The 25,295-nt window shown below is 69.8% G+C and carries 20 protein-coding genes, 1 tRNA gene and 1 pseudogene; 7 read left to right on the top strand and 15 right to left on the bottom strand.

Annotated elements, in window-relative coordinates:
• Nucleotides 1-44: 44 nt before the first annotated feature.
• From EV379_RS03660 to EV379_RS03720, 13 genes and pseudogenes are all read right to left on the bottom strand, one after another.
• Nucleotides 45-1,552 (bottom strand): annotated as a pseudogene (locus tag EV379_RS03660) (dihydrolipoyl dehydrogenase family protein).
• Nucleotides 1,553-1,605: 53 nt separating this feature from the next.
• Entirely contained in the window at nt 1,606-2,427 is an 822-nt protein-coding gene (locus tag EV379_RS03665) for an arginase family protein (protein WP_341273522.1), read from the bottom strand.
• Between the two features lie 118 nt (nt 2,428-2,545).
• On the bottom strand, nt 2,546-3,280 hold the full coding sequence (locus tag EV379_RS03670; protein ID WP_130504950.1) for a PspA/IM30 family protein: 735 nt from the start codon (nt 3,278-3,280) through the stop codon (nt 2,546-2,548).
• 95 nt (nt 3,281-3,375) lie between these two features.
• Entirely contained in the window at nt 3,376-5,415 is a 2,040-nt protein-coding gene (locus tag EV379_RS03675) for a TPM domain-containing protein (protein WP_130504951.1), read from the bottom strand.
• A 148-nt stretch (nt 5,416-5,563) separates the two neighbouring features.
• Nucleotides 5,564-6,748, bottom strand: a complete 1,185-nt coding sequence (locus tag EV379_RS03680; protein WP_242616219.1) for an ROK family transcriptional regulator — start codon at nt 6,746-6,748, stop codon at nt 5,564-5,566.
• Nucleotides 6,749-6,911: 163 nt separating this feature from the next.
• Nucleotides 6,912-7,883 (bottom strand): N-acetylglucosamine kinase, encoded by a 972-nt coding sequence (locus EV379_RS03685; RefSeq protein ID WP_130504952.1) that lies wholly within the window; start codon nt 7,881-7,883, stop codon nt 6,912-6,914.
• Complete coding sequence (locus EV379_RS03690) at nt 7,880-9,151, bottom strand: 6-phospho-beta-glucosidase (RefSeq protein ID WP_130504953.1); 1,272 nt, start codon at nt 9,149-9,151, stop codon at nt 7,880-7,882. The genes EV379_RS03685 and EV379_RS03690 overlap by 4 nt, the downstream gene beginning before the upstream one ends.
• A 2-nt stretch (nt 9,152-9,153) precedes the next feature.
• Nucleotides 9,154-9,975, bottom strand: coding sequence for a carbohydrate ABC transporter permease (locus EV379_RS03695; RefSeq protein ID WP_130507277.1), 822 nt, complete (start codon nt 9,973-9,975; stop codon nt 9,154-9,156).
• A complete protein-coding gene (locus tag EV379_RS03700; RefSeq protein ID WP_130504954.1) occupies nt 9,975-11,000 on the bottom strand; it encodes a carbohydrate ABC transporter permease in 1,026 nt (341 codons plus the stop codon). The genes EV379_RS03695 and EV379_RS03700 overlap by 1 nt, the downstream gene beginning before the upstream one ends.
• Nucleotides 11,000-12,352: an extracellular solute-binding protein gene (locus EV379_RS03705; protein WP_130504955.1), complete on the bottom strand. Its 1,353-nt coding sequence runs from the start codon at nt 12,350-12,352 to the stop codon at nt 11,000-11,002. Before EV379_RS03705 ends, EV379_RS03700 begins: the two co-directional genes overlap by 1 nt.
• Before the next feature lie 170 nt (nt 12,353-12,522).
• Nucleotides 12,523-13,713 carry an ROK family transcriptional regulator gene (locus EV379_RS03710; RefSeq protein WP_242616220.1) on the bottom strand — a complete coding sequence of 397 codons (1,191 nt, stop codon included), beginning with the start codon at nt 13,711-13,713 and terminating at the stop codon, nt 12,523-12,525.
• Between the two features lie 194 nt (nt 13,714-13,907).
• Nucleotides 13,908-14,573, bottom strand: coding sequence for a protein-L-isoaspartate(D-aspartate) O-methyltransferase (locus tag EV379_RS03715; RefSeq protein ID WP_242616221.1), 666 nt, complete (start codon nt 14,571-14,573; stop codon nt 13,908-13,910).
• 53 nt (nt 14,574-14,626) lie between these two features.
• Nucleotides 14,627-16,033: a GH1 family beta-glucosidase gene (locus tag EV379_RS03720; RefSeq protein ID WP_130504956.1), complete on the bottom strand. Its 1,407-nt coding sequence runs from the start codon at nt 16,031-16,033 to the stop codon at nt 14,627-14,629.
• Nucleotides 16,034-16,280: 247 nt separating this feature from the next.
• Here EV379_RS03720 and EV379_RS03725 point away from each other — a divergent pair, with 247 nt between their 5' ends.
• Complete coding sequence (locus tag EV379_RS03725; protein WP_242616222.1) at nt 16,281-16,688, top strand: hypothetical protein; 408 nt, start codon at nt 16,281-16,283, stop codon at nt 16,686-16,688.
• 128 nt (nt 16,689-16,816) lie between these two features.
• Here EV379_RS03725 and EV379_RS03730 read toward each other — a convergent pair.
• Both EV379_RS03730 and EV379_RS03735 read right to left on the bottom strand, forming a co-directional pair.
• A tRNA-Arg gene (locus EV379_RS03730) sits at nt 16,817-16,889 on the bottom strand.
• A 66-nt stretch (nt 16,890-16,955) separates the two neighbouring features.
• Nucleotides 16,956-17,594, bottom strand: coding sequence for a hypothetical protein (locus tag EV379_RS03735; protein WP_130504957.1), 639 nt, complete (start codon nt 17,592-17,594; stop codon nt 16,956-16,958).
• A gap of 45 nt (nt 17,595-17,639) precedes the next feature.
• Here EV379_RS03735 and EV379_RS03740 point away from each other — a divergent pair, with 45 nt between their 5' ends.
• The 6 genes from EV379_RS03740 (at nt 17,640) to thrB (ending at nt 25,142) form a co-directional block, all read left to right on the top strand.
• Nucleotides 17,640-19,337 (top strand): arginine--tRNA ligase, encoded by a 1,698-nt coding sequence (locus EV379_RS03740; protein ID WP_130504958.1) that lies wholly within the window; start codon nt 17,640-17,642, stop codon nt 19,335-19,337.
• A gap of 40 nt (nt 19,338-19,377) precedes the next feature.
• Nucleotides 19,378-20,166 carry an LmeA family phospholipid-binding protein gene (locus EV379_RS03745; protein WP_165397278.1) on the top strand — a complete coding sequence of 263 codons (789 nt, stop codon included), beginning with the start codon at nt 19,378-19,380 and terminating at the stop codon, nt 20,164-20,166.
• A gap of 158 nt (nt 20,167-20,324) precedes the next feature.
• Nucleotides 20,325-21,755, top strand: coding sequence for a diaminopimelate decarboxylase (lysA, locus tag EV379_RS03750; protein ID WP_130507281.1), 1,431 nt, complete (start codon nt 20,325-20,327; stop codon nt 21,753-21,755).
• Nucleotides 21,752-23,068 carry a homoserine dehydrogenase gene (locus EV379_RS03755; RefSeq protein ID WP_130504960.1) on the top strand — a complete coding sequence of 439 codons (1,317 nt, stop codon included), beginning with the start codon at nt 21,752-21,754 and terminating at the stop codon, nt 23,066-23,068. The genes lysA and EV379_RS03755 overlap by 4 nt, the downstream gene beginning before the upstream one ends.
• A complete protein-coding gene (gene thrC / locus EV379_RS03760; RefSeq protein WP_130504961.1) occupies nt 23,065-24,162 on the top strand; it encodes a threonine synthase in 1,098 nt (365 codons plus the stop codon). Before EV379_RS03755 ends, thrC begins: the two co-directional genes overlap by 4 nt.
• Nucleotides 24,163-24,173: 11 nt before the next feature.
• Nucleotides 24,174-25,142 (top strand): homoserine kinase, encoded by a 969-nt coding sequence (thrB, locus tag EV379_RS03765; protein WP_130504962.1) that lies wholly within the window; start codon nt 24,174-24,176, stop codon nt 25,140-25,142.
• Nucleotides 25,143-25,295: the final 153 nt, after the last annotated feature.

Here is a 25,295-nt window from a genome sequence, read left to right on the forward strand (position 1 = left end):
GTAGCCGCAGCACCGACGCGATCCGCGCCACGCGTAGACGAGTCTCAGCGCACGCTCGGCCGGCCGTACTCCTCGAGCAGCCGCAACCAGAACTCGCTCATCGTCGGGAACGCGGGGACCGCGTGCCAGAGCCGGGCGATCGGCACCTCGCCGACCACGGCGATCGTCGCCGCGTGCAGACATCCGGGCCGACCAGCGTCATGCCGATGAGAACCTCACGCTCGACGTCGATGACGGCGCGAACCCGCCCCGTGTAGCCGTCGCGGTGCAGCGTCGCACCTGAGACGCCGCCGAGCCCGTAGTCGATCACCCGGATGCCGCGGCCGACCGTCTCCGCCTCCTTGGCCGCCATCGCGGCCGTCGGCCCGACGGCGGCGACCTCCGGATCGGTGAACGCGACCAGCGGCACCGCTGCGTGGTCGGCCGTCGCGACGTGCGCGCCCCAGGGCCCGTCGTCGACCCGCGTGCCGTTCGCCCGCGCCGCGATCACATCGCCGGCGGCGCGCGCCTGGTACTTGCCCTGGTGCGTCAGCAGGGCGCGGTGGTTCACGTCGCCGACCGCGTAGAGCCAGCCGCCGGCCAGGGCGGAGTTGCCATCGACCACCACGCGCATCGTGTCGTCGACGGCCAGCCAGGAACCCGGCTCGAGGCCGATGGAGTCGAGGCCGAGATCGCCGGTGCGCGGTTTCCGCCCGGTGGCGACGAGCACCTCGTCCGCCTCGACCACGGCACGCTGCCTGGCCGCCTCCTGCCCATCCCGCGCGTCGGCGCCGACGTCGATCCGGACACCGCCGGCACCCCGGCGCACAGCGGTGGGGGATGTGCCGTTCATCACCGTGACGCCGGAGGCCACGAGCGCCTCCCGCACCGCATCGCCCGCGAAGGGTTCCATGCCGCCGAGCAGCCCGCCGCGCGCGATCAGGGTCACCTCCGCGCCGAGCGAGCGGAACGCGGTCGCCATCTCGCAGCCGACGGTTCCGCCGCCGATCACGGCGAGCCGCCGCGGCACCTCCCCGGCGGAGGTCGCCTCACGGCTCGTCCACGGAGCGGCCTCTGCAAGACCGGGGATGTCGGGGATCACGGGATCGGTGCCCGTGCAGACGACGACGGCGTGGCGGGCGCGCAACGTGATCGACGCGCCGTCCGGGCTCTCGGCATCCGCACTCGACGCCTGGCTCACGACCACCGTGCGCTCACCGCTGATGCGGCCGTGGCCGCGGACGAGGTCGATCTCCGTCTGCCTGAGCCAGTCCTCGCCGGAGGAATCGTCCCAGTCGCCCACGAACTCATCCCGGCGGCGCAGCACCGCTGCCGCGTCGAGCGTGCCCGTGACGGCGGCAGCCGCGCCGTGCACGGCCAGGGCGGCGCTGAGCGCGGCCGCCGGCCGGAGCAGCGCCTTCGACGGCACACATGCCCAGAAGGAGCACTCGCCGCCGACCAGCTCGGCCTCGACGATCACCACGCTCAGGCCGCCGGCCGTCGCACGGTCAGCGACATTCTCGCCGACGGGGCCGGCACCGATCACGATCACGTCATAGTCGCGCTGCGTCATGGCGGCAGCCTAGACGCTGCCCATCCGCGCGGCCACGCCTTGCGCGCAGACGGCTAGCGCGTCAGTGAGCCGATCACGCGCAGAATGCTCGGCAGATCGTCCTCGGCGTCGAGCGGGGAGACGGGGGAGAATCCGGCGATGGTGGCCCCTGCCAGCGTGAACTCGGCGCGCAGCGCGGTGATCGCCCCGGTCAGCTGCTCCAGCGTCAGGCCGAACGGCAGCGGGTTGGCGAGCCCGGAGATGACGGCGGGGTCGAGCACATCGAGGTCGATGTGCAGGTACACGCTGCCGGCGCCCGTCGCCCGCACCGCCTCGACGAGCGCCGCCGGCGTCTCCAGGGCCGCGCTGTCGATCTGGGTGAGCCGCTTCTCTGCGATGAAGCGCTCCTCGCCCGGGTCGATGTCACGGATGCCGGCGAGCACGAGCTTCGCGGGATCGAGGGTGTGCGCGGCATCCGGCGCCAACGCGCCCTCGCCGCAGAGGGCGCGGAGCACCATGCCCGTGAACGCACCGGACGGCGAGTCCTCCGCCGCATTCAGATCGGGGTGGGCGTCGAACCAGACGACGGCCAGATCGTCGGAGGCGCGCCCAACGGCGTGCTCGATCGAGCTGAGCGAGACCCCGCAGTCGCCGCCGATCGTCAGAGCCCAGTCCGGTACGTGGTTCAGGGCATGGAGTTGGCGCTCGCGCACCCGCAACAGTGAGGAGAAGCGCAGGATCCCGGAATCGAGTGCCTCACCGCTCTCGACGGGCACATCGACGATCACCGTCGACGACGTGGGGAGATCACCGCGGATGGCCTCGGCCCCGTCGGCCAGGCGCATCGCGCGGGCTGAAACGGAGCCCTGCCACTGGGGAACCACAAGAAAAGTCACGGCCACGATCTCAGTATCCTCCCGACGGGTGCAGAACGGTGACGGAAGCGGCCGAACACCCACCCCACTTGTGGTGGGGCGAACGTCCGGCCGCTCGCGATGTTGGGCGACTGGCCGCCTACTGGCCGATCGCGCCGGCTGAACCGCCGGCCTTCAGCGCCGCCAGGCGGGCGTCGACCTCGGTGAGCTCACCGATGTCCTCGAGCTCGTTGAACTGGGCGTCCAGGCTCGAGGCGGCGAGCTCGCTGGCGCCGCGCACCTTCGCCTCCTCGCGGCGGATCTTCTCTTCGAAGCGGGACACCTCGCTGGTGGGGTCGAGGATGTCGATGCTCTTGACGGCGTCCATCACCTGCGCCTGCGCCGCGGCGGTCTTGGAGCGGGCGATCAGCTCATCGCGCTTGGACGAAAGCTGGCCCAGCTTGTCCTTCATCGCGTTCAGGCCGGACTTCAGCTTGTCGACGATCTCGGTCTGCGAGGCGATCTGCGGCTCTGCGGCCTTGGCCTCGTTCTCCGAGGTGATCTGACGCCCGAGCGCGACCTTGGCGAGGGCGTCGAACTTGTCCGCACCAGCCGCGTCGCCTGCCGCACGCAGCTCGTCGCCCTTGCGGCTGGCCGCGATGGCCTTGTTGCCCCATTCCCTGGCGGCCTCCACGTCTTCGCGGTGGTCGTCTTCGAGCAGTCGGAGGTTGCCGATCGTCTCCGCGATCGCGCTCTCGGCGTCGGCGATGCTGTTGGTGTAGTCACGCACCATCTGGTCGAGCATGAGCTTTGGGTCTTCTGCCGAGTCGATCAGAGCGTTGATGTTCGCCTTCGCGAGCTGGGCGATGCGACCGAAGATGGACTGCTTAGCCATTGTGTGTTCCCTTCCCAAGGTGTGGTTCGTTGCGGTACTGCTGGGTCGTCGTGCCGGATGGGTCGTGCGGATGACGTGCTCGCCGCTGGCGCGGCCTAGAAGCGTCCTCCAGAGCCTCGGCGGGAGCGCGTCCCGCTGCCGCCGAAGCTGCCAGGGCTGCGACGTCCTCCGCCGCCGCCGCCTCCGCTGAAGATGCTGCCGCCGCCGGAACCGCGCGAGCTTCCGCCGCCGCCGAGCACCGAGTTGATCAGGATTCCGCCGAGGACGGCGCCCATCACATTGCCGCCGGACCCACCGCCGGAGCCGCCGCCGAAGAGGCCGCCGAGGTCGCCGGCTCCTCCGGCCGAACCGCCGAATGCGCCGACGTCGTTCTGGGCGAGCCGGATGGCCTCCGCGCCGAGTTGGTTCGCGCGCTGCGCCTGGGTGAGTGCCTGCACGGGGTCTGCGCCGGCGATCGACTCCGCCTGCACGATGAGCCGCCCGGCCTCGGCGAGGCGGGTGCGGGCCTCGGCTCCGACGGCCCCGCGCCTCGCCGTGATGAAGTCCTCGGCCGCCGACACCTGGCTGCGCGCCGCGAGCAGAGTCTGCGAGAGGGCCGCGCTTGCCCGCTGCTCGGCCGCCCGCGCATCGCGGACGCTGCCGAGCACGGAATCGATCTGGGTGTTCGCCTCCTCTAGACGCTGCACGACCTCGACCGGGTTCACCCGGTCGGCCGTGAGCTTCGCGGTGACGTCGGCGAGCACCTGCTCCGTCGAGGCGACGACGGCGGCCAGTCGGCCTGAGCTGTCTGCCCCGGCCGGCAGCGCTTTCGCCTCGGCGACATCGCGCTGCAGATCGCTGATCGCGGCGGAGAAGCTGGCCCTGGCCTCGGTCAGGTCGTGGTCGAGCCGGTCGATGGCGTCGAGCAGGAGCTTCGCCTGGTCGACGGCCTCCTCGCCGGCGCGGATGGCCACGGCGGCCTCGCTCGTGTTGCCGGCGGTCAGTGAAGCTTCGGCCTCGGTGAGCGCCTGCGCCGCGAAGCCGAGACGGTCCTCTGCCTGCTGCGGGTTGTCGGCGATCGTGGCGAGCGCGGCATCCGTGTAGTGGGCGGAGAGCGTGGCGAGAACCGCACGCACGCCGTCGAGCCGTGCCTGTTGCGTCGCGGCCGCCTGCCGCGTCGTTGCGACGGCCTGCGGGGCATTCTTCTCGAGCGCGCGGAGCGCGTCGAAGGCCTCGGCCTGTTCGTCGAGCACAGCGTTCGCCTTCTCGCAGAGCTCGATGATCTGGGCGTACCAGCTGCGCTGCTGCTCCTCGGTGTCCGGTTCCGAGTCGTCGAGCTTCTGCTGCAGAGTGAAGCCGTTGGAGAGCTGGGCCTTCGCATCGGCCAGCGCCTGCTGGAATCCGGAGGTCGCCTCGCTGCCGTACGAGGCGATCGCGAAGCCGAGCTCCTCCTCGCTCGTCTTGACAGCGTCATCCGTTCGCACCAGTGCGCTGCCGGCACGCTGCTTGAGCTCTGCGGTGCTGAGCGCGCCGATTCCCTCGCTTGGCTGCCCGCCGGCCGCGGGCGATTTCGTGCGGCGGCGCAACACGACGAACAGCACGACACCGACGACGACGATGGCGATCAGGACGAACCACACGAATCCGGAGCCGCCGCCGGAGGTGGAGCCATCGAGCGACCCCCCGCCCGCCGCGCGCTCGAGCCCGGTCGCGGCGCCGATGGCCGCCCCGGCCCAGTCGCCGTCGCGCAGGGCGGGTTCGATGTAGTTCTGGTCGATCTCCGAGAGCTGTTCGTCGCTGAGCGGAGAATCCGGCGCGGCGGACAGGTAGTAGGTGCGGCCGTCGATGGCGACGCCGAGCAGGTAGTCGTTGCTGCCCATGCCGTTGGCGTTGGCCGTGTCCTCTGTCCACGCGACGGCGTCGCTCGGGTTCGTGAAGGTGTCGACGTAGGCGACGTAGAGCTGGATGCGCTCCTTCTCGTAGAGGGTGTCGATCGCCTTCTCAACCTCGCCGGTGCGGTTGCCGAGCGCGTCGACGGTGTCGACGATCTGGCCGGCCCCGAACGAGACGGGCTCGGCCGCGGATGCCGCAAGCGGAGCTCCGAAAACCAGGGCGATGACTGCCATCGCGGCCCCGGCAACCCAGCGAGTTCGCATCAGCCAACTTTCCTCTACGCCGTCTCATCCGGTGTGAACGCCCCCACGTAGAAGCACCGAAAACCACCCGTTGCGGAGCAGTCTTCGCAGTCTAGGGTGAGCGCGTCCGGCGAGTCTAGACGGAAGCTGTGAGTCAGCCGCGACTCACTCAGCCGCCGACGAGGGCGACGCGATCGAGCAACTCGGCCCTGACCTCGGTCACCAGCAATTCGCGTGCACCCTGCAGCACAGCGTTGTCGCGCACGGTGGTCGCGACGACCTCCGGGTACCAGCGGCTCACCGTGCGGATGTGCTCGGCCACGAGCTCCGCCATGTCGGCCCCACCGGCACTGCCCGTCGGCCCGCCGAGCACGATGAGCTCCGGGTCGAGCACCGAGAGCAGCGGGGTCAGGCAGAGCGCGATGCGCGGTGCGAGATCCTCGAGCACCGCACGGCGATTCGGCGCGGCGTCGAGCGCCGCGAGTGTGGCGGCGAAGCCGTCGCCGGTGATCCCGTAGCTGTTGAAGAGGGCGAGCACGGCGCGACCGCCGATCAGGTCCTGCACCTCGCGCAGCGACTCGCCGTAGTGGCTGGCCGCGTGGGGGATCGGCGTGAAGCCGATCTCGCCCGCTCCGCCGAATGCTCCGCGGTGGAGGGAACCGTTGATGTCGAACGCGGCGCCGACGCCGTTTCCGAGCCAGATCGTCACGAACACCTCGCGGCCGAGGCCGGCACCGGCGACCCGCTCGGCCGTTGCCGCCAGGTTCACGTCGTTCTCGATGCGCACCTGTGCGCCGAGTTCCGCCTCGAGCAGCTCGCGCACGCCGGTGACCGGCCATTTCGGCAATGCCTCGGTGAACAGTTCATCGTCGTGACGCGGGTCGACGTAGCCGGGGATTCCGATGCACAGCTTGTGCACGGCCGCCGGGTCTGCGCCGCTGGCCGCGCAGGCACGCTCGATGGCACCGCGCACGTCGCGCACCGGATCGCGTTCGGTGAGGTCGGCAGGCAGAGGCGCGGAGACGACGGGGTGCGGTGTTCCGGCCGCGTCGACGACGCTCGAGCGGATCTCATCGGCGTCGAGGTCGATGGCAACACCGATGGCGCCGTCCACGCGCGCCGCGTAGATGATCGGGGAGGGGCCGGGGGTGCCGGTCTGCCGTCCGGCCTGGACGATGAAACCGGACTGTTCCAGGCGGGTCATCATGAGCGAGGCGGTCGGCTTGGAGACGCCGGCCAGCTCACAGATGCGGTTGCGCGTCAGTGGTCCGTGCTCCAGCAGCATGGCCAGCCCCGTGCGGTCGTTCACCGCTCCGAGCCATGCAGGAGTTCCCTGTGAGGAGTTCACTGCCACGGGGGCCGCCTTCGTGCTTTCGTGCGGCCGTGGCCGTCTTGTAAGGAGTCCTGACGAGCATACCGTCGCGCGGCGCGACCCCCGCGTCCGTGACGCGCCGAGCAAGCCGCGCACGCGTCCGTCTGACCGATCGGAACTCGGCGGCCGCGGCAGGCTGCGCGCCTCAGGCCAGCGTGGCCAGCACCCGTTCGTGCGCTGCGGCATCCGCCCCGATCTGGTCGAGAACGAGCAGGCTCGCGCCGACGACCGGGCGCGCCATGACGACCTCCGGCCTGGCCAGCGGCGCCGCCTCGGCCAGCCCGCTCCGGATGCCGGAGAGCAGCCGTGCGTTGCCAGCCGCGATGACGCCACCGCCGAGCACGACGGGCACCGGGCTCTGCAGCAGCCGGAGCCGTCGCAGCGCGGTCACCGCCATCACCACGATCTCCTCGATCTGGCGATCGAGCAGCGCGAGCGCGGTCTTGTCCCCGGCGTCGGCCGCCGCGAACACCACGGGCGGCAGCGAGGCCAGAGCCGCGCCCGGAAGGCGGCCGAAATGCAGCGCCTCCGTCACGGCGCGCACCGTCGGCAGCCCGAGCGCCTCGGGGACGGCGGTGCGCAACACGGTCTCCTGCCCTCGCCCGTCTTCGGCGCGGGCAGCGTGCCAGAGCGCCTCCTGGCCGAGGTGGCCCCCGCCGCCCCAGTCGCCGGAGATCGAACCGAGCGCCGGAAAGCGCACGGTGGCGCCGTCTTCCCGGACGCCGATGGCGTTGATACCGGTCCCGCAGACCACGGCGACCGCGTTCGGCTCGCCCGTCCCCACCCGCAACAGGGCGAAGAGGTCGTTGTCGACGACGGGCGGCCGTGCTGTGTTCCGCGCCCAGTCGAGCCCGGAGATCGCCGCGGTGAAGTCGTCGATCTCCTCGGGGAGGTCGAGGCCGGAGAGGTAGCAGGCCACGTGCTCCGGCGGTGAGCCAGCGGCACTGATCGCCTCGCGCACCACGGTGTCGAGCACGTCGACGGCCGCGCCGAGGCCGAGATTCTGCGGGCTTGAACTCGGTCCGGACGCGCGCGCGAGGACCTCCCCGTCCGCGCTGAGCGCGACGGCATCCGTCTTGGACCCTCCGCCGTCGACGGCGATGAGCACCCGGGTCATCGGGCCCAGGCCAGGTGCTCGCGGTTGCCAGCGAGCAGCAGATCGGTGAGCTTCTCCGCGCGGTCGTACTGCAGCACGAGGGGGTGCGCCATCATGGCCCGCAGCACCCGCTCGCGACCGCCGTGGATGGCGGCGTCGAGTGCGAGCCGTTCGTAGCCGGCGACGTTCGCGATGAGCCCGGCGATGTCGTCGGGCAGGGGCGCGACGGGCAGGGCGACGAGCCCGGAGCTGCGCACGGTCGCCGGGACCTCGATCACGTGGTCATCCGGCAGGAACGGCAGGGTGCCGTTGTTGGCGATGTTGACGACCTGGGCGTCGCCGCGATCGCTCAGCAGCGACGCGATGAGCTCGACGGCCGCCTCGGAGTAGAAGGCGCCGCCGCGTTGCTCCAGCTGCGCGGGTTTGCCTGTGACCGTCGGGTCGGCGTAGAGCTCGAGCAGTGAACGCTCGACCTCGAGCACGGCCTGCGCGCGCGTCGGTTCGACGCGCTGCTCACCGAGCACGACGTCGTGGGCGTAGAAGTAGCGCAGGTAGTAGCTGGGCACGCTGCCGAGCATCCCGATCAGCGAGGCAGGCAGATGGACGTCGTCGGCGAGCTCGTCGAGCCGGGTGGCGATCAGCTCCGGCAGCCGGTCGAGCTGGCCGGATGCCGAGCGCACCCGCACCCCGCGTTCCCAGCTCAGGTGGTTGAGGCCGACGTGGTCGAGCGCGACGTCGCGGTGGTCGACGCCGAGCATCGCGGCGAAGCGGCGTTGGAAGCCGATGGCGACGTTGCACAGTCCGACCGCGCGGTGGCCCTCGTTCAGCAGGGCCCGGGTCACGATCCCGACGGGATTGGTGAAGTCGATGATCCAGGCGTCCGGTTTCGCGTGCCTGCGCACCGCGTCGGCCACCTCGAGCACGACCGGCACCGTGCGCAGCGCCTTGGCGAAGCCGCCTGGCCCCGTCGTCTCCTGGCCGATGCACCCACACTCGTGCGGGAAGGTCTCATCCCCGTGCCGGGCGGCCTGACCGCCCACCCGTAGCTGCAGCAGCACGGTGTCGGCATCGGAGACCCCGGCAATCAGGTCCGTGGTCGGCACGATACGGCCAGGGTGGCCGGCCGCAGCGAACATGCGCTGGGACATTCCGGCGACGAGCGCGAGACGCTCTGGGTCGCGGTCGACGAGCCAGAGCTCGTCGATGGGCAGGACATCCCGCAGCCTGGCGAAGCCGTCGATCAGTTCGGGGGTGTAGGTGGAACCGCCACCGATCACAGTGAGTTTCATTGCTATCCCTTGACTCCGGTCAGTGTGATGCCCTCGACGAAGACGCGTTGGGCGAAGAAGAAGATGAGCACGACGGGCACGGTGACGAGGATCGTCATCGCCATCGTGAGGCCCCAATCGGTGCCGTGGATCCCGCGGAAGGAGGCCAGACCGTATGCGACGGGCCAGGCATCCGCATTCTCCGAGGTGTAGAGCAGCGGCCCGAAGTAGTCGTTCCAGGAGTGGAAGAACATGAAGATGCCCGTCGCGGCGATGCCCGGCTTGGCCATCGGAACCATGACGCGGGTCAGCACGCCGACCTCGCCGTTCCCGTCGATGCGTGCCGCGTCGGCGTACTCGCTCGGGATGGTGAGGAAGAACTGGCGCAGCAGGAAGATCGAGAACGCGTCGCCGAGCAGGTTCGGCAGGATCAGCGGCCACAGCGTTCCCGTCAGGCCGAGGTTCGACCACATCACGTAGATCGGGATCGCCGTCACCTGCGGCGGCAGCAGCATCGCGATGATGATCGCCGTGAAGATCACGTTCGCGAAGCGGAACTTGATCTTGGCCAGGACGTAGGCGGCGGGAACGCTGGAGAGCAGCATGAACACCGTGGCCAGCACGGCGTACGTCGCCGAGTTCGCGAACCAGCGCAGCAGCGGCGCCTGCGTGAACACGGTGGCGTAGTTGGACCACTCGAATGGTTGCGGCCAGAGCGCGGCCGTCAGCGTCTGATTGCTCGACATCAGCGAGGTGAGCGCGACGAAGACGATGGGGGAGACGAACATGACGGCCAGCGCCAGGAGGATCGCATTCTCTCCGATCCAGTACAGGGTGCGGCGCATCACGAGGTTCCCTCCGGGGTGAACGCCTTGAACCGGCGCAACAACACAATCAAGAAGATGCTCGCCACGACGAAGAGCAGAACGGCCAGCGCGGAGGCGTAGCCCAGCTGGTAATTGCTGAAGCCGCGCACGTAGAGCCACTGCGTGTAGGTGAGGAGCGAGTTGCCCGGGTAGCCGAGCGCCGCGCCCGTTCCCTCGCCGACGACGGCCTTGCCGTTGGCGACGCCGGAGGCCACCGCCGCCTCCGTGAAGTACTGCAGCGCGGCGATCACACCCGTGATCACGGCGAACATCAGCACGGGGGTGATGCTCGGGAAGGTGACGTAGCGCAGCTGCTGCAGTCCGTTCGCCCCGTCGAGCGACGCGGCCTCGTACTGCTCGCGCGGGACGTCGAGCAGCGCGGCCAGGAAGATGATCATGATGTCGCCCATCACCCAGATCCCGAGGATCACGAGCGACGGCTTGGACCAGGCCGGGTCGTTGAACCAGAGCGGACCCTGGATGCCGAAGAAGCCGAGGATCTGGTTGACCGGGCCGGTTCCCGGGTTGAACAGGAACACGAAGGCGACGACGGATGCGACGGGCGGCACGAGCGCCGGCAGGTAGAACACCGTGCGCCAGACGCCGCTGGCGCGCTTGGCCCGCACGAGCAGGCCGGCGATACCGAGGGCGAAGATGATCTTGATCGGCACGAGGAACACGACGAACCAGAGCGTGTTCAGCGTGGAGATCCACACCTTCGGGTCCTGGGTGAACAGGTACTCGTAGTTGCGCAGGCCGATCCACTCGGGGGCCGAGACGAGGTCGTAACGGGTGAACGAGTAGTACACGGACGCGATCAGCGGGTAGACGAAGAAGATCGCGAGGCCGAGCAGCGCCGGGGCGAGGAGCGCGAGCACGGTGAGGGTGCGTCTGCGGCGGGAACGGCTGGCGCGAAGACGGCCGGCAGGCGGGCGCGGAGGGCGGGGTGGCGCGGGGCGGCCGGCCGGAACCGGCTGCCCCGCTGTGGTGGTCGTTGAGCTCATCAGGGACCGCTGACCAGGCTGAGCGAATCGTTGATCTGGGTGTCGACCTCAGCGAGGCCCGCCGGCAGATCGTCGACCGCTCCGCTCTGGTAGCTGTGCCAGAAGTCCTCGAAGGTCTGCTGGTAGCCGGCGCCGAGCGGGCTCGGCGGGGTCGTGGCGGAGTTCGGGTCTCCCATGATGTCGAGGAAGGTCTGGAACTGTTCGGAGACCTCGAGGTCGGGTGACGCCAGGGCGTCTGCCGTCGTCGGGGCGTTCTTCAAACCGTTGGAGAGCTTGACGACGGCATCCGTGTCGGTGGTCAGGTACTTGAGCAGCGCCCAGGCCAACTCCGGGTTCTTCGAACCCTTGGAGATGCCAGCGATGTTTCCGGTGATGTAGCCGCCGCCGTAGAGCCCGGGGTCGCTGTCGATGACGGGCATCGGCGCCGTGCCGTAGTTGAGCTCTGGCGCCTGGTCCGCGATGAACGCCGTGCGGTACTCGCCGTCGAGGTTCATCGCGACGCTGCCGCGCTGGAACGCGTTGTCGGCGGAGAACTCCTGGCCGAGACCGGCGGTGAAGGCGTTGACCTTGTCGTAGCCGAGCTCGTCGATGAAGCCCTTCTGCCACTCCATCAGCTCTGTCCAGCCCGGCGATCCGGCGATGGCGGATGTGCCATCGGCGTTCAGCCATTCGGCGGCGCCGAGCGGACCGAGGTGGGCAGCCGAGTTCTCGTACCAGCCCATCATGGGGTTGAAGCCGAGCGTCTTGATGGAGCCGTCGTCATTGAACGTGGTCAGCTTCATCGCCATGTCCTGCAGCTCGGAGAGCGTCGTCGGCGGCGCGGTGTAGCCGCCGGCCGCGAGCAGATCCTTGTTGTAGTAGAGGCCGTAGACGTCGGCCAGCACCGGCATGGTGCAGCGGACGCCGTCGAACTCGGTGTAGCTGCGCACGGTGTCGGAGAACTGATCGAGGTCGACCTTGTCCCGCGTGATCACCTCGCCGAGGTCGCGAAAGGCTCCGGTGGAACAGAAGTTGCCGACGATGTCGGTGGAGTAGCTGAGCCCGAGGTCGACCTTGTCGCCGGTCGCGATGGCCTTGCGGAGCTTCTCGTCGTCCTGGCCCTCGTGCACCGTGACGGTCACGCCGGGGTTGGCCGCCTCGAAGTCGTCGACGACCGATTGGATGACGCCGGCCTCGCGGTCGGAGAAGAAGTGCCAGAACGACACGGTGCCCTCGAGCGAGGTCGGTGTGCTCGCCTCGAAGTCGCTGCCTGTCTCACCGGCGCTGCAGCCGGAGAGTGCCAGCGCTGTTGCGGTCGCCAGCGCGGCGACGGCGGCGAGCCGGCGGGCGTGTTGGGAGGAGTGGAGAGGCATCGTTGATCTCATTTCTCGTGGTGGCGGTGGGTGTTGTGGCTGTGTTGTGCTGGGCGTGGTGTCGGCGGTTGCCGGAAATTGGGTCGTTCGAGCGCACGCCGGATGACCGCGCTCGCCGAAGGCGGGCGCGGGCGATCGTGCACCCGTGGAACGGGCGGACAGAGGAACGCTTAGGCGGAGAGAGCGGTGATGTCGTCGAGCAGGGATGTGCGCACATCCGCGACGAGGGCGTCGTGAGCACCGCGGAGCACCGGATGCGCCCCAACGGTCGTCGCGACGACATCCGGAGACCAGCGACTGCTTCTGCGGATGTGGGTTCGGACGAGTTCGGCCAGCTGGCTGCCGCCTGCCGTGCCGATCGGGCCCCCGAGCACGATCGTGCCGGGGTCGAGCACGGCGAGCACCGGAAGCGCGCCGTGAGCGATGCGGGGGGCGAGTTCGGCGAACACGGCGGAGCGCACGGCCGAGGTGGCCGTAACGAGTCTGTCGAGTCGGTCGCCGAGCGTGCGCCCCTGCACGCCGTGTGTGCGCAGGAGACGGGAGACGGCTGGGCCGCCCATCAGATCCTGCAAGTCGTTGGCCGCGGGGTCGATCGCCGCCGCGGTGACCGGCACGGGGAGGTAGCCGATCTCACCGGCACCGCCGGCCGCACCGCGCAGCAGCGCACCGTTCTGGTCGATGGAGACGCCGAGGCCGTTGCCCATCCAGAGCAGGGCGAAGCCGGGGGAGTCGACGCCGGCGCCCCTGGTGCGCTCGGCGATGGCGGCCAGGTTTGCGTCGTTGTCGATGCCGACCGTGAGGCCGAGATGCTCCTCGAGGTGGGCGCGCAGGCCGCGGCGCGGCCAACCCGGGAGGGACTCGGCGAAGCTCAGCTCGTCGGTGCGGGGGTCGACGGCCCCCTGCACGCCGATGAGCACGGAGCGAACGGCGCTCGGCTCGAAGCCGGCCACCGCGCAGGCGGCGTCAATGGCGGAGCGGATGTCGCCGAGCGCGCTGCGCTCGCCGCCTGAGCGCGGAACGGAGAGTGTGACGACGGGGTGTTCCGCGCCGCTGACATCGGCGACCGTCGCGTTGATCGCCGTCGCGGTGATGTCGACCGCGACGCCGATGGCCCTGTCGGTGTGCACGGAGTAGGCGGCGGCATTCGGACCGCGCCCCCCGGAGATCTGGGTGGCCTCGTAGATGAGGCCGGCCTCCTCGAGGCGGGAGACGATCTGCGCGGCGGTCGGCTTGGAGAGGCCGGAGAGCTCGCCGATCCTGTTGCGGGTGAGCACGCCGTGGTCGAGCAGGAGCGTCATGGCCGTGCGGTCGTTGACGGCGCCGAGCCAGCCGGGGGTGCCTTGGGCGTTCTTGCTTGCCACGATCTCTCCTGTGAGTGCTGTGCCGGTGCGGGGTTCCGCTGCGAGTCTTGCACGCGAGTGCCGCTTTCGCTGGCGGGCCGCCACCGGCGCCGTGAGATGAATGTAACAGGAAAGTTTCTTAATAGAAAGCGATCAGCCGAAGATTTTCGCCGCTGCTCTCGCGTGGGCCGAGCCCGGTCAGGGGATGCCGGGCATCAGCGCCGCGGAGCGGGCCGCGGCGCCCAGCCCTGCTCGCCGATCAGCGGCACGAAGCGCACCGCGCCGAGGCTTTCACGACGCCACGCGTCGCCGTGTCTGCTCGCCGCGACCAGTTCCTGCCAGCCGCGGCGCTCCTCGATGGGCATCACCAGCCGGCCGCGGTCGGTGAGCTGTTCGCGGAGCGCGGCGGGCAGCGTCGGACCGGCGGCCGAGACGATGATCGCGTCGAACGGGGCCTCGGCCGCCAGGCCGATGCTCCCGTCGCTGCAGAGCACGTGGGCGTTCGCGTAGCCGAGGCGTGCGAGCCGCTCTGATGCCGTCGCGGCGAGTTCCGGCATCCGCTCGACGCTCCACACCTCCGCGGCGATCGCGGCCAGCACGGCCGCGGCATAGCCGGAACCGGTGCCGACCTCGAGCACCCGGCTGCGCGGGCCGATCTGCGCGGCCTCGGCCATCAGTGCGACGATGTACGGCTGCGAGATCGTCTGCCCGTCGCCGATTGGCAGCGGGTGGTCGCCGTAGGCATCGTCGATGTCGCGCGGCCGCACGAACTCCTCGCGGGGCACGGAGCCCATGGCCTCGAGCACCGATCTGTCACGGATGCCGCGGCGGGCTAGCTGCCACTCGAGCATCTCCGCCCGCCGAGACGCGAACTCGCTCACCCCTCCAGTACAGCACCGGCTGCCCGGCCGCGCTACGGCCGCAGCCTCGCGCGTTACGCCTGGCCGCGGTTGGCCTCGATCACCCGGCGGTACCAGTGATAGGAGTCCTTGGGCGTGCGCTTCTGCGTGTCGAAGTCGGTGTGCACGAGCCCGAAACGCTGTGAATTGCCCACCGCCCATTCGAAGTTGTCCATGAGTGACCAGTGGAAGTAGCCGCGCACGTCGACACCGGCATCGATCGCATCGGCGATGGCGCGCAGGTGCGCGTCGGTGTAGTCGATGCGGCGCTGGTCCTCGACGCGGCCTGCGGCATCCGGCCCGTCGTTGATGGCCGCGCCGTTCTCGGTGATGTACACGGGCGGTAGGGCGTCGCCGTAGCGCTCCTTGAATGACACGAGCAGCTCGGTGAACGCGTCGGGCACGACGGGCCAGTCGAAGTCGGTGCGCGGGTAACCGTCGATGTCGACCAGTTCGAACGGCAGGCTCGCATCGAGCTCGTGGCCGTCGATGAGCGCCGGACCGTCGCCCTGGCTCGCGCTGTGGCCGGGGGCGGCGACCATGGTCGGGTTGTAGTAGTTGATGCCGTACCAGTCGATCGGGCTCGAGATGATGGCGAGGTCGTGCTCGAGCACCTCGGCCGGTGCGTCGGGCAGCAGGCCGGCCAGGGCCTCCGGGTAGCGGCCGGTGAGGATCGGGTCGGCGAAGATCCAGTTGGCGATGTTGTCGTAGAGGCCGGCCGCCTGCTGATCGGCAGGCGACTCGCTGGCGGCCCAGCTCGGGGCGTGGTTGTTGGCGACGCCGATGTTCGACGCACCGGCCGCACGGAGTGCCCGCACGGCCAGGCCGTGGCCGAGGAGCAGATTGTGCGCGGCAGGCAGCGCATCGAAGCCGAGCTGGAGGCCGGGGGCCTGGATGCCCGCGCCGTAGCCGAGCATCGTGAGCACGACCGGTTCGTTGATCGTGATCCAGCGCGGAATCCGGTCGGCGAAGTGCTCGCCGACGATGCCGGCGTACTCGCCGAAGCGCAGCGCGGTCTCGCGGTTCAGCCACCCGCCAGCCTGCTCGAGCGGCAGCGGGGTGTCCCAGTGGAAAAGCGTCGGCGACGGCGTGATGCCTGCCGCGAGCAGTCCGTCGACGAGGCGGTCGTAGAAGTCAAGGCCGAGTGGGTTGACGGCGCCGGAGCCGGCCGGCTGGATGCGGCTCCACGAGAAGGAGAAGCGGTAGGCGTCGACGCCGAGCCCCGCCATGAGCGCGATGTCCTCCGGGTAGCGGTGGTAGTGGTCGCAGGCCACCTCGCCGCTGTCGCCGTTCAGCACCCGACCGGGCTCGGCGCAGAACGCGTCCCACGAGCTCGGCCCACGGCCGTCTTCGGCGACGGCGCCCTCGATCTGATATGCGGCCGTCGACACGCCCCAGAGGAAGTCACTCGGCAGAAGGGGCAGGGTGGGCGGCTGGTTCATTGGTGACCTCTCGACGGCGGTGTCCGGGGTGTGCTGCTACGAGGCTGGTCGATACCGGGAAGTAAGTCAAGCGTCTGGGTCAAATGACCCACAAGCGAAATCTGCGCGACCTCGTCCTGTCCGTGGCCCGCGGATGCCGTCCGCCGCTAGAGTTTCGAATTATGGCGGCCAGCCGCCCACCGTCACTGTTCGCCCGTTCGTGTCCGCGAGAGCCCAGCTCCGCGCGGCCTTTACTGCAAGGAATCCGATGTCCAGCGGCAAATCCAACAACAACCACAACAACGGCCACCACACCACCAACAGCCACAACGAGGACTCCATCGCCGACTCCGAGAGCATGCGGAGCAAGCAGGGTCTCTGGGGTGCGTTCGCGGGCCTGATCGTCGCGGTGCTGATCGCCTTCCCGCTCTCGGCGGCGTGGGCCTTCGCAACGCACCCGACCTCGCAGAAGCTCTTCGGTGGCCGGCTCGAGGAGACGTCGCAGTTCGGCTACTCGCTGTTCTGGTGGCTGATGGTCCTGCTCATCGCCTCGCTGCCGTTCCTCGTCGGTTTCGGCATCGCCAAGCTGAGCTCGAAGGGGCTCGCGATCGCCGGCGCCATCATCGCCGTGTTCATCATCCTGATTCTCGTGCTCGGCCAGCTCTTCGTCTTCTAAGCGAAGCGGGCAACGCCTCGTCCACTCGCCAGAGAAGGCTCAGAACCAGCCTGGTTCTCAACCTTCTCTGGCGAGTGGATGCGTTAACGACGAAAGCGGCCCACTGTCGTGAACCGCTTGCGTGCTTGTGCCCCCGGAGGGATTCGAACCCCCGACCTTCGGTACCGGAAACCGGCGCTCTATCCCCTGAGCTACGGAGGCGCTTGAACGAGATTACCCCATTCGGGCAGGGCGGCGAGACCACGGTCGGCCGCCGAGCCCGACTGGCTACTGCGGCAGGTGGGAGAGAGCCGCGCGCACGAGCGTGTCGGCGTCGCCCGGCTCGAAGAACATGGTGGAACTCGCGGTCAGCCAGAACGTCGGCGTGAACACCTGCACCTCGCCAGCACCCCCGACGACCCGGAAGAAGCCGGTCACGGCGGGCGGAGCACCATAGGTCGGAACCGGCTGGCTCGCGGTGGCCGCGGCGTTCAGCGCGAGCGTGAGCTGCTCGGGGCTCGGCTGTGACACCGCGAAGGTCATCAGCTCGCCGCTGGTCTGGTGCAGGTAGCCGCACGCGATGCCGTTGTCGGCGACCGCAGCGGCGGCGAGCGAACCCTCCGCAGGCGCGAAGCCGGGGTCGGTGCTGACGTTCGGGTTGAAATCGTAGACGTCCTGCGGCGTCAGCAGCTCCTCGCAGCTGAGCGCGATCGGGGTGCCGGGCTCGGCCGTCTCGGTCGGCTCGGCGGTGGGCTCCGTGCTCGGGGCAGCCGTCGGCTCTGCGCTGGCCGATGTGCTCGGATCCGGGCTCGGGCTCGCCTCTGCGGCGCACCCGGAGAGGCCGATGACGGCCAGGAGTGCAAGGGATCCGACAGTGAGAACAGGGCGCAGGCGGGCGCGGCCAGCGGCAGTGGAGGCAAGAGGCATGTAGGCGACTTTAGCAATCAGGAGGCGCGACTAAGATTGAGCCTCGTGACTCCCGCAGAACTCTCCCAGTCCCTCGTCGGCATCGTTCAGAACATCGTCGACGCCCGACGCGAGCGCGGTGGCGAGAACAGCGGCGAGACCGCAGCGGATGCCGCGCCAGCACTGAGCGCGGCCGACGTCGTCCTCGAGCGCCCGAAGAACCGTGAACACGGCGACTGGGCGTCCAACATTGCCATGAAGCTGGCCAAGCCGCTCGGCGTGAACCCGCGCGAGCTCGCCACCGAGATCGCCGCGGCCGCAGCTGGCATCGACGGCATCGCCAGTGCCGAGGTCGCCGGGCCCGGCTTCATCAACTTCCGTATCGACGCCGCCGCGGCCGGTGTGCTCGCGAAGACCATCGTCGAGGCCGGCGTCGCCTACGGAACGAGCGACTCGCTCGCCGGCAACACCATCAACCTCGAGTTCGTCTCGGCCAACCCGACCGGACCGCTGCACATCGGCCACACCCGCTGGGCGGCCCTCGGCGACTCGATCGGCCGCGTGCTGCGCGCCGCCGGCGCGACCGTCGCCAACGAGTACTACATCAACGACGCGGGCAACCAGATGCAGAACTTCGGCGCATCGGTGCTCGCCGCGGCCAAGGGCGAGCCGACTCCGGAGGGCGGCTACCCCGGCGCGTACATCGCCACGCTGGCCGAGCAGGTGCTCGCACGCGAGCCGAAGCTGCTCGAGCTCGACGACGCCATCGCCCTGCACACCGCCACCGAGATCGCTTACGAGCTGCAGCTCGCCGAGATCAGGGCCTCGCTCGACCGCTTCAACGTCGAGTTCGACGTGTGGACGAGTGAGCGCCGTCTGCACGCCACGGGCGAGGACGGCCTCTCCGACATCGACACCGCCGTGGAGCGCCTGCGCGCCCAGGGCCACGTCTATGAGGAGGACGACGCTGTCTGGGTGCGCACGACCGACTTCGGCGACGACAAGGACCGTGTCATCCGCCGCGGCAACGGCATCTACACCTACTTCGCCGCGGATGCCGCCCTCTACCTGGACAAGGGCGACCGCGGGTTCCAGCACAAGATCTACCTGCTCGGCGCCGACCACCACGGCTACGTGCACCGTCTCAAGGCCCTCGCCGGCGCCGCAGGAGACGACCCGGAGAAGGACGTCGAGGTGCTCATCGGGCAGCTCGTCAGCATCAACGGCGCCAAGCTGTCCAAGCGCGCTGGCAACATCATCGAGCTCGACGACCTGCAGGCCTGGCTCGGCACGGACGCCCTGCGCTACACGCTCGGCCGCTACCCGGCCGACTCTCCGCTGACGATCGACCCGGAGATCCTGCAGCGCCGCACCAACGACAACCCGGTCTTCTACGTGCAGTACGTGCACGCCCGCACCACGGGTGTCGCGCGCAATGCACTGGCCGCCGGCGTCGATCGCAGCGTGTTCGCGCCCGAGCTGCTCGACCACGAGACGGAGTCCGCGCTGCTCGGCGGTCTGCAGGAGTTCCCGCGCATCGTCGCCCAGGCGGCCACGCTGCGAGAGCCCCACCGTGTCGCCCGCTACCTCGAGGAGCTGGCCGGCCTCTACCACCGCTGGTACGACAACTGCCGCGTCACCCCTCTGGGCGACGAGCCCGTGGCCGATGTGCACCGCACCCGCCTCTGGCTGAACGACGCGACGGGCCAGGTCATCCGCAACGGGCTCGGCCTGCTCGGCGTCAGCGCACCGGAACGGATGTAACACAGTGTCTGGGGGAGGCAACATGTCTGGGGGAGGCAACATGGAGGCGAACACAGTGACGCCGGCCGAGGCGGGCGGTGTGACGCGCAGCCGACGGCCGCTCGTGATCGTGGTGAGCATCGTCGTCGGCATCGCCGTGCTCATCGGGCTCTTCTTCGTCGCCGACGCCATCGTGCGCGGCGTCGCGGAACAGCGGGTCGCCGACGAGATCGTCAGCCAGTTCCCCGACAACGTCACGGCAACCCCGACCGTCACCATCGGCGGCACCAGCGTGATCGCGCAGTACCTCGGCGGCAGCTTCGAGGACATCACGATCTCGGCCCCGGATGCCGTCCTCGACGGCATTCCGGCCGATGTCACCCTGCACGCCACCGGCTACCCCGTCGATGACAGCCAGCCCGTGACGGCGGTGAGCGGAACGGCGACGCTCAGCGAGGACGCCCTCAACCAGCTGATCGAGCGGACGGCGCCGAACTCGGCCGTGCAGCTCGGCGATGGGGAACTGAGCTACGCGGCATCCGCGACCTTTTTCGGCTTCACCGTCGGCTACCGGGTCACCGGCGAGCTCGAGGCGGCGGGCGACCACGTGCTCATCACGCCAACGGGTGCCGATGTCACGGCGGGCGGGGGCAATCTCGACCTCAGCAACCTCGTCGAGATGATCGTCGGCTCGGACCCGGTCAGCGTGTGCACTGCGCAGTACCTGCCGGAGGGCGTCGACGTCGCCGACATCGACGTCGCCCCCGGCAGCGTCACCGTGCGCCTGGCCGCGAGCGATCTCGTGATCGACGAGAACACGCTCGAGACGCTCGGGAGTTGCACGCCGTAACCGATTCGCTGGGGCCGCGCTGTTCTCGCTAGTATTTGCGGTACCTCGCCCCACCGTCGGCGGCGTTGTCTGTTTGCTGGCTTCAGGGACCAATCCGGGTTCGCTCGCCGCGCAGTGTGACTCCCACTCGTTCTCTTCGTGAGGTCTTCACCGTGGCCATATTCGCCCTTGCCCCCGAATGGCTGACCGTTCCGGTCGACGCCAATGCGCTCGATCCAGCCATCTGGCCGGAGAACGCCGAGCGCACCGCGAGCGGTGAGATCAGCATCGCCGGGGTGAGCGCCTCCGAGCTCGCCGCCCAGTTCGGCACCCCGCTCTACGTCTTCGACGAGGACGACGTCCGCGCGCGCGCCGAGCACATGCGCGTAACATTCGAGTCCGCCTTCGCAGCCGTCGGCACCACTGTCTCCGTCTACTACGCGGGCAAGGCCTTCCTCAGCACCGCCGTCGTCGGCTGGGTGCGCGAGGCCGGCCTCCGCGTCGACGTGTGCAGCGGCGGCGAGCTGGCCGTCGCCCTCGCCGGTGGCGCGGATGCCGCCCAGCTCGGTTTCCACGGCAACAACAAGTCGATCGCCGAGATCGAGCGCGCCGTCGGCCTCGGCCTCGGCACCATCGTGATCGACAGCGCGATCGAGATCGAGCGCGTCGCCGCGGCCGCCACGCGGCTCGGCCGCACGCAGGCCGTGCGCCTGCGCGTGAACAGCGGCGTGCACGCGCACACCCACGAGTTCCTGGCGACCGCCCACGAGGACCAGAAGTTCGGCATCACGCTCGCCGACGCCGCCGAGCTCGTCGCCGCGATCCGGGCACAGAGCAGCCTCGACTTCCGTGGCCTGCACTGCCACATCGGCTCGCAGATCTTCGACGCGGCCGGCTTCGCCGAGTCGGCGGCCCGCCTGCTCTCCCTGCACGCGGAGCTGCTGGCCGACGGCCCCGTCCCCGAGCTCAACCTCGGCGGCGGCTTCGGCATCGCGTACACGGCCGCAGACACCCCGACCCCGCTCGAGGAGCTCGCAGCCGGCATGGCGGCGGCCGTCGCCGCCGTGTGCGCGCGCCTGCAGATCCCGCTGCCGCACATCGCCATCGAGCCTGGCCGCTCCATCGTCGGTCCAGGCGGCATCACGCTCTACGAGGTCGGCACGACCAAGCAGGTGACGGTTCCGGATGCCGCGTCGAACGACGGTGACGATGTCACCCGCCTCTACGTGAGCGTCGACGGCGGCATGAGCGACAACGCCCGCCCAGCGCTCTACGGCGCCGACTACACGGTGCGGGTGGCCAATCGGGCGCCTGCGGCATCCGTGCGCCTCGTGCGCGTCGCCGGCAAGCACTGCGAGTCCGGCGACATCGTCGTCGATGCCGACTACCTGCCAGGCGACGTCGCCCCAGGCGACCTCGTGGCCGTCGCCGCGACCGGCGCATACTGCTTCTCGCTCGCGAGCAACTACAACTACCTCGGCCGCCCGCCCGTCGTCGCCGTGCGACGCGGCGTTGCCCGCGTGATCGTGCGCGGCGAGACCGAGACCGACCTGCTGGCCCGCGACACCGGTGTCGCCCCAACAACAACCAACGAGGAGCGCATCCGATGATCGCCTACCGTTCCCTGCGCGTCGCCCTCCTGGGCGGCGGCTCCGTCGGCGCCCAGGTGGCCCGCTTGCTGCTCGAAGAGCAGGACGAGCTCGCACTGCGCGTCGGCGCCAAGCTCGAGCTCATCGGCATCGCCGTGCGTGACGTCACCGCCACGCGTACGGTCGACCTCCCGCAGGAGCTCTTCACCACGGATGCCGAGTCCCTGATCCTCGGCGCTGACGTCGTGATCGAGCTGATGGGCGGTATCGAGCCGGCCCGCACGCTGATCCTGCAGGCGCTCAGCTCCGGAGCCGACGTCGTCACAGCCAACAAGGCGCTGATCGCAACGCACGGCCCCGAACTGTTCGCGCTGGCGGAGCAGGTCGGCGCCCAGCTCAACTACGAGGCAGCCGTCGGCGGCGCGATCCCGATCATCCGGCCGTTGCGTGACAGCCTCGCCGGTGACACCGTCCACCGCATCCTCGGCATCGTCAACGGCACGACGAACTTCATCCTCGACCAGATGGACTCGACAGGCGCGACGCTCGAGGACGCCCTCGCCACGGCGACGGAACTCGGCTACGCCGAGGCCGACCCGACCGCGGACATCGGCGGCTTCGACGCGGCGCAGAAGGCCGCGATCCTCGCCGGCCTCGCCTTCCACACCACTGTTCCGATCGAATCGGTCTACCGCGAGGGCATCACGGAGGTGTCGGCCGAGCAGATCGCCTCGGCGCAGAAGGCCGGCTACGTCGTGAAGCTCCTCGCCGTGTGCGAGCGGGTCACCGATCCGGCCACCGGCGCTGAGGGCGTCTCCGCCCGCGTGCACCCGGCCATGGTTCCCCGCGAGCACCCGCTTGCCGCCGTGCGCGGCGCCAACAATGCCGTCTTCGTCGAGGCGGAGTCAGCAGGCAGCCTGATGTTCTACGGTGCTGGCGCCGGTGGGGTCGAGACGGCATCCGCGGTGCTCGGCGACCTCGTCTCGCTCGGCCGCCGCCACGTCGCGGGAGGCCCCGGCCTCGGCGAATCCACCCACTCCGAACTCCCGATCCTCGACATCGGCAGCGTGAGCACGCGCTACTCGGTGAGCCTCGAGGTCGCCGACGAGTCCGGTGTGCTCGCAACGATCGCCGGCGTCTTCGCCGAGCACGGTGTCTCGGTCGAGCTCGTCGAGCAGTCGGTCCGCGGAGACTCCGGCACGGCTACCCTTGTGATCGGAACCCACAAAGCCCCCGAGGCGGCCCTCGCCGCAACGGTCGACGCCTTGTCGTCAAACAGTGTTGTGACATCCGTCGCATCCGTCATCAGAGTTGAAGGAGCCCAGCGCCCATGAACGCCCAGCCCAGCCCCACTTCACGGCAATGGCGCGGCGTGCTGCGTGAATACGCGGACCGCCTGAACGTGACGGATGCCACCCCCGTCATCACCCTGGGTGAGGGTGGAACCCCGCTCATTCCGGCCGCGGCGCTCTCCGCCCGCACCGGTGCACAGGTGTGGGTCAAGTTCGAGGGAATGAACCCGACCGGTTCGTTCAAGGACCGCGGCATGACCATGGCCATCTCCAAGGCCGTCGAGGCCGGAGCCAAGGCCGTCATCTGCGCGTCGACCGGCAACACCTCGGCATCCGCGGCCGCGTACGCCACCCACGCGGGCATCACGGCCGCCGTGCTGGTGCCGGAGGGCAAGATCGCCATGGGCAAGCTCAGCCAGGCGGTCGTGCACAACGCACAGCTGCTGCAGGTGCAGGGCAACTTCGACGACTGCCTCGACATCGCCCGCGACCTCGCGGCCAACTACCCGGTGCACCTGGTCAACTCGGTCAACCCCGACCGTATCGAGGGCCAGAAGACGGCGGCATTCGAGGTCGTCGAGGCGCTCGGCGACGCCCCGGACTTCCACATCGTTCCCGTCGGCAACGCCGGTAACTACACGGCATACTTCCGCGGCTACAGCGAAGAGCTCGAGCGTGGCGCAACCAGCAAGCTGCCGCGCATGTTCGGCTTCCAGGCCGCGGGCTCCGCGCCGCTCGTGCTCGGCCACGTCGTCAAGAACCCCGAGACGATCGCGAGCGCCATCCGCATCGGCAACCCGGCATCGTGGGAGCTCGCCCTGAACGCGCGTGAGGTCAGCAACGGCTACTTCGGCGCCATCGACGACGCGCGCATCCTCGAGGCGTACCGCATCCTCGCCGGCGAGGTGGGCATCTTCGTCGAGCCGGCCTCCGCCATCAGCGTCGCCGGCCTGCTCGAGCAGGCGGATGCCGGCAAGATCCCCGCCGGCGCCACCGTCGTGCTCACGGTCACCGGACACGGCCTGAAGGACCCGCAGTGGGCACTGCAGACCGCAGACGGCTCGGCCGTCCAGCCCACGATCGTCCCGGTCGACACCGCAGAGATCGCCGGCGTGCTCGGCCTGGCCAAGGCATGACGAGCGGCGACATGCCCGGCGCCGAGAACGCGCAGCGGAACACTCCGTTGACCGAGCTCGGCGCACTCATCGACGGCCGCCGCGTCGAGGTCAAGGTTCCGGCCACCACCGCGAACCTCGGCCCCGGCTTCGACACCCTCGGCCTGGCGCTGGCCCAGTACGACGACCTCGTCGTCACGGCATCCGCGACCCCTGGCGTCTCCGTCGATGTCAGCGGTGTCGGTGCCGGCGAGGTGCCGACCGACGAATCGCACCTCGTCGTCCGCGCCATCGCGCACTCGCTGGCGCACTACGGCTACGCCCTGCCCGGTCTGCACCTCGAGGCGCACAACACGATCCCGCACGGTCGTGGCCTCGGATCCTCCGGTGCGGCGATCTCGGCCGGCGTCATCGCCGCCCGCGGTCTGCTCGCCGGCATCGTCGACATGAGCGATGCCGACGCGCTGGTGCTGGCCACCGAGCTGGAGGGCCACCCAGACAACGTCGCGCCCGCCCTCTTCGGCGGACTGACGATCGCGTGGATGACGCCAGAGGGACCGCAGCACAAGAAGCTGATGGTGCACCGCGGCGTCTCGCCGGTCGTCTTCGTTCCGGAGGCCGAGATGTCGACGGCGCTGGCGCGCAGCCTGCAGCCGGAGTCCGTCCCGCACGAGGACGCCGTGTTCAACGTCTCGCGCTCGGCACTGCTGATCGCGGCCCTCATCCAGAGCCCCGAGCTGCTGCTCGCGGCCACAGAAGACAAACTGCACCAGAACTACCGTGCGGCCGCGATGCCGGAGACGAACCGTCTCATCTCGCTGCTGCGTGAGGCTGGCCTCCCGGCCGTCGTCTCCGGTGCTGGTCCATCGATTCTGGTGCTGGCGAGCGACCCCAGCCAGCGCCTGATTGCGGCGGAGCTCGTCGCGCAGCACGCGGAGACCCCGTGGCAGGCGCGCATGCTCGCCGTCGACGTCAAGGGAACGGTGCTCAGCGTCAGCTAGCACCGCCCAGCGTCACACTGCACGTGTTGCAGATTCGAGCGGATGCCGCAGCCTCGCGCTGCCGGCATCCGCTCGTCTCGTCTCTGCGGGCCGGTTCTCGCGGTTGCTGGCGGGTGCGAGTCACAGCGTGGCGAGCATCGGTATCTGTTTCGT

Source organism: Microterricola gilva (assembly GCF_004217495.1).
GTDB classification, from domain to species: domain Bacteria; phylum Actinomycetota; class Actinomycetes; order Actinomycetales; family Microbacteriaceae; genus Microterricola; species Microterricola gilva.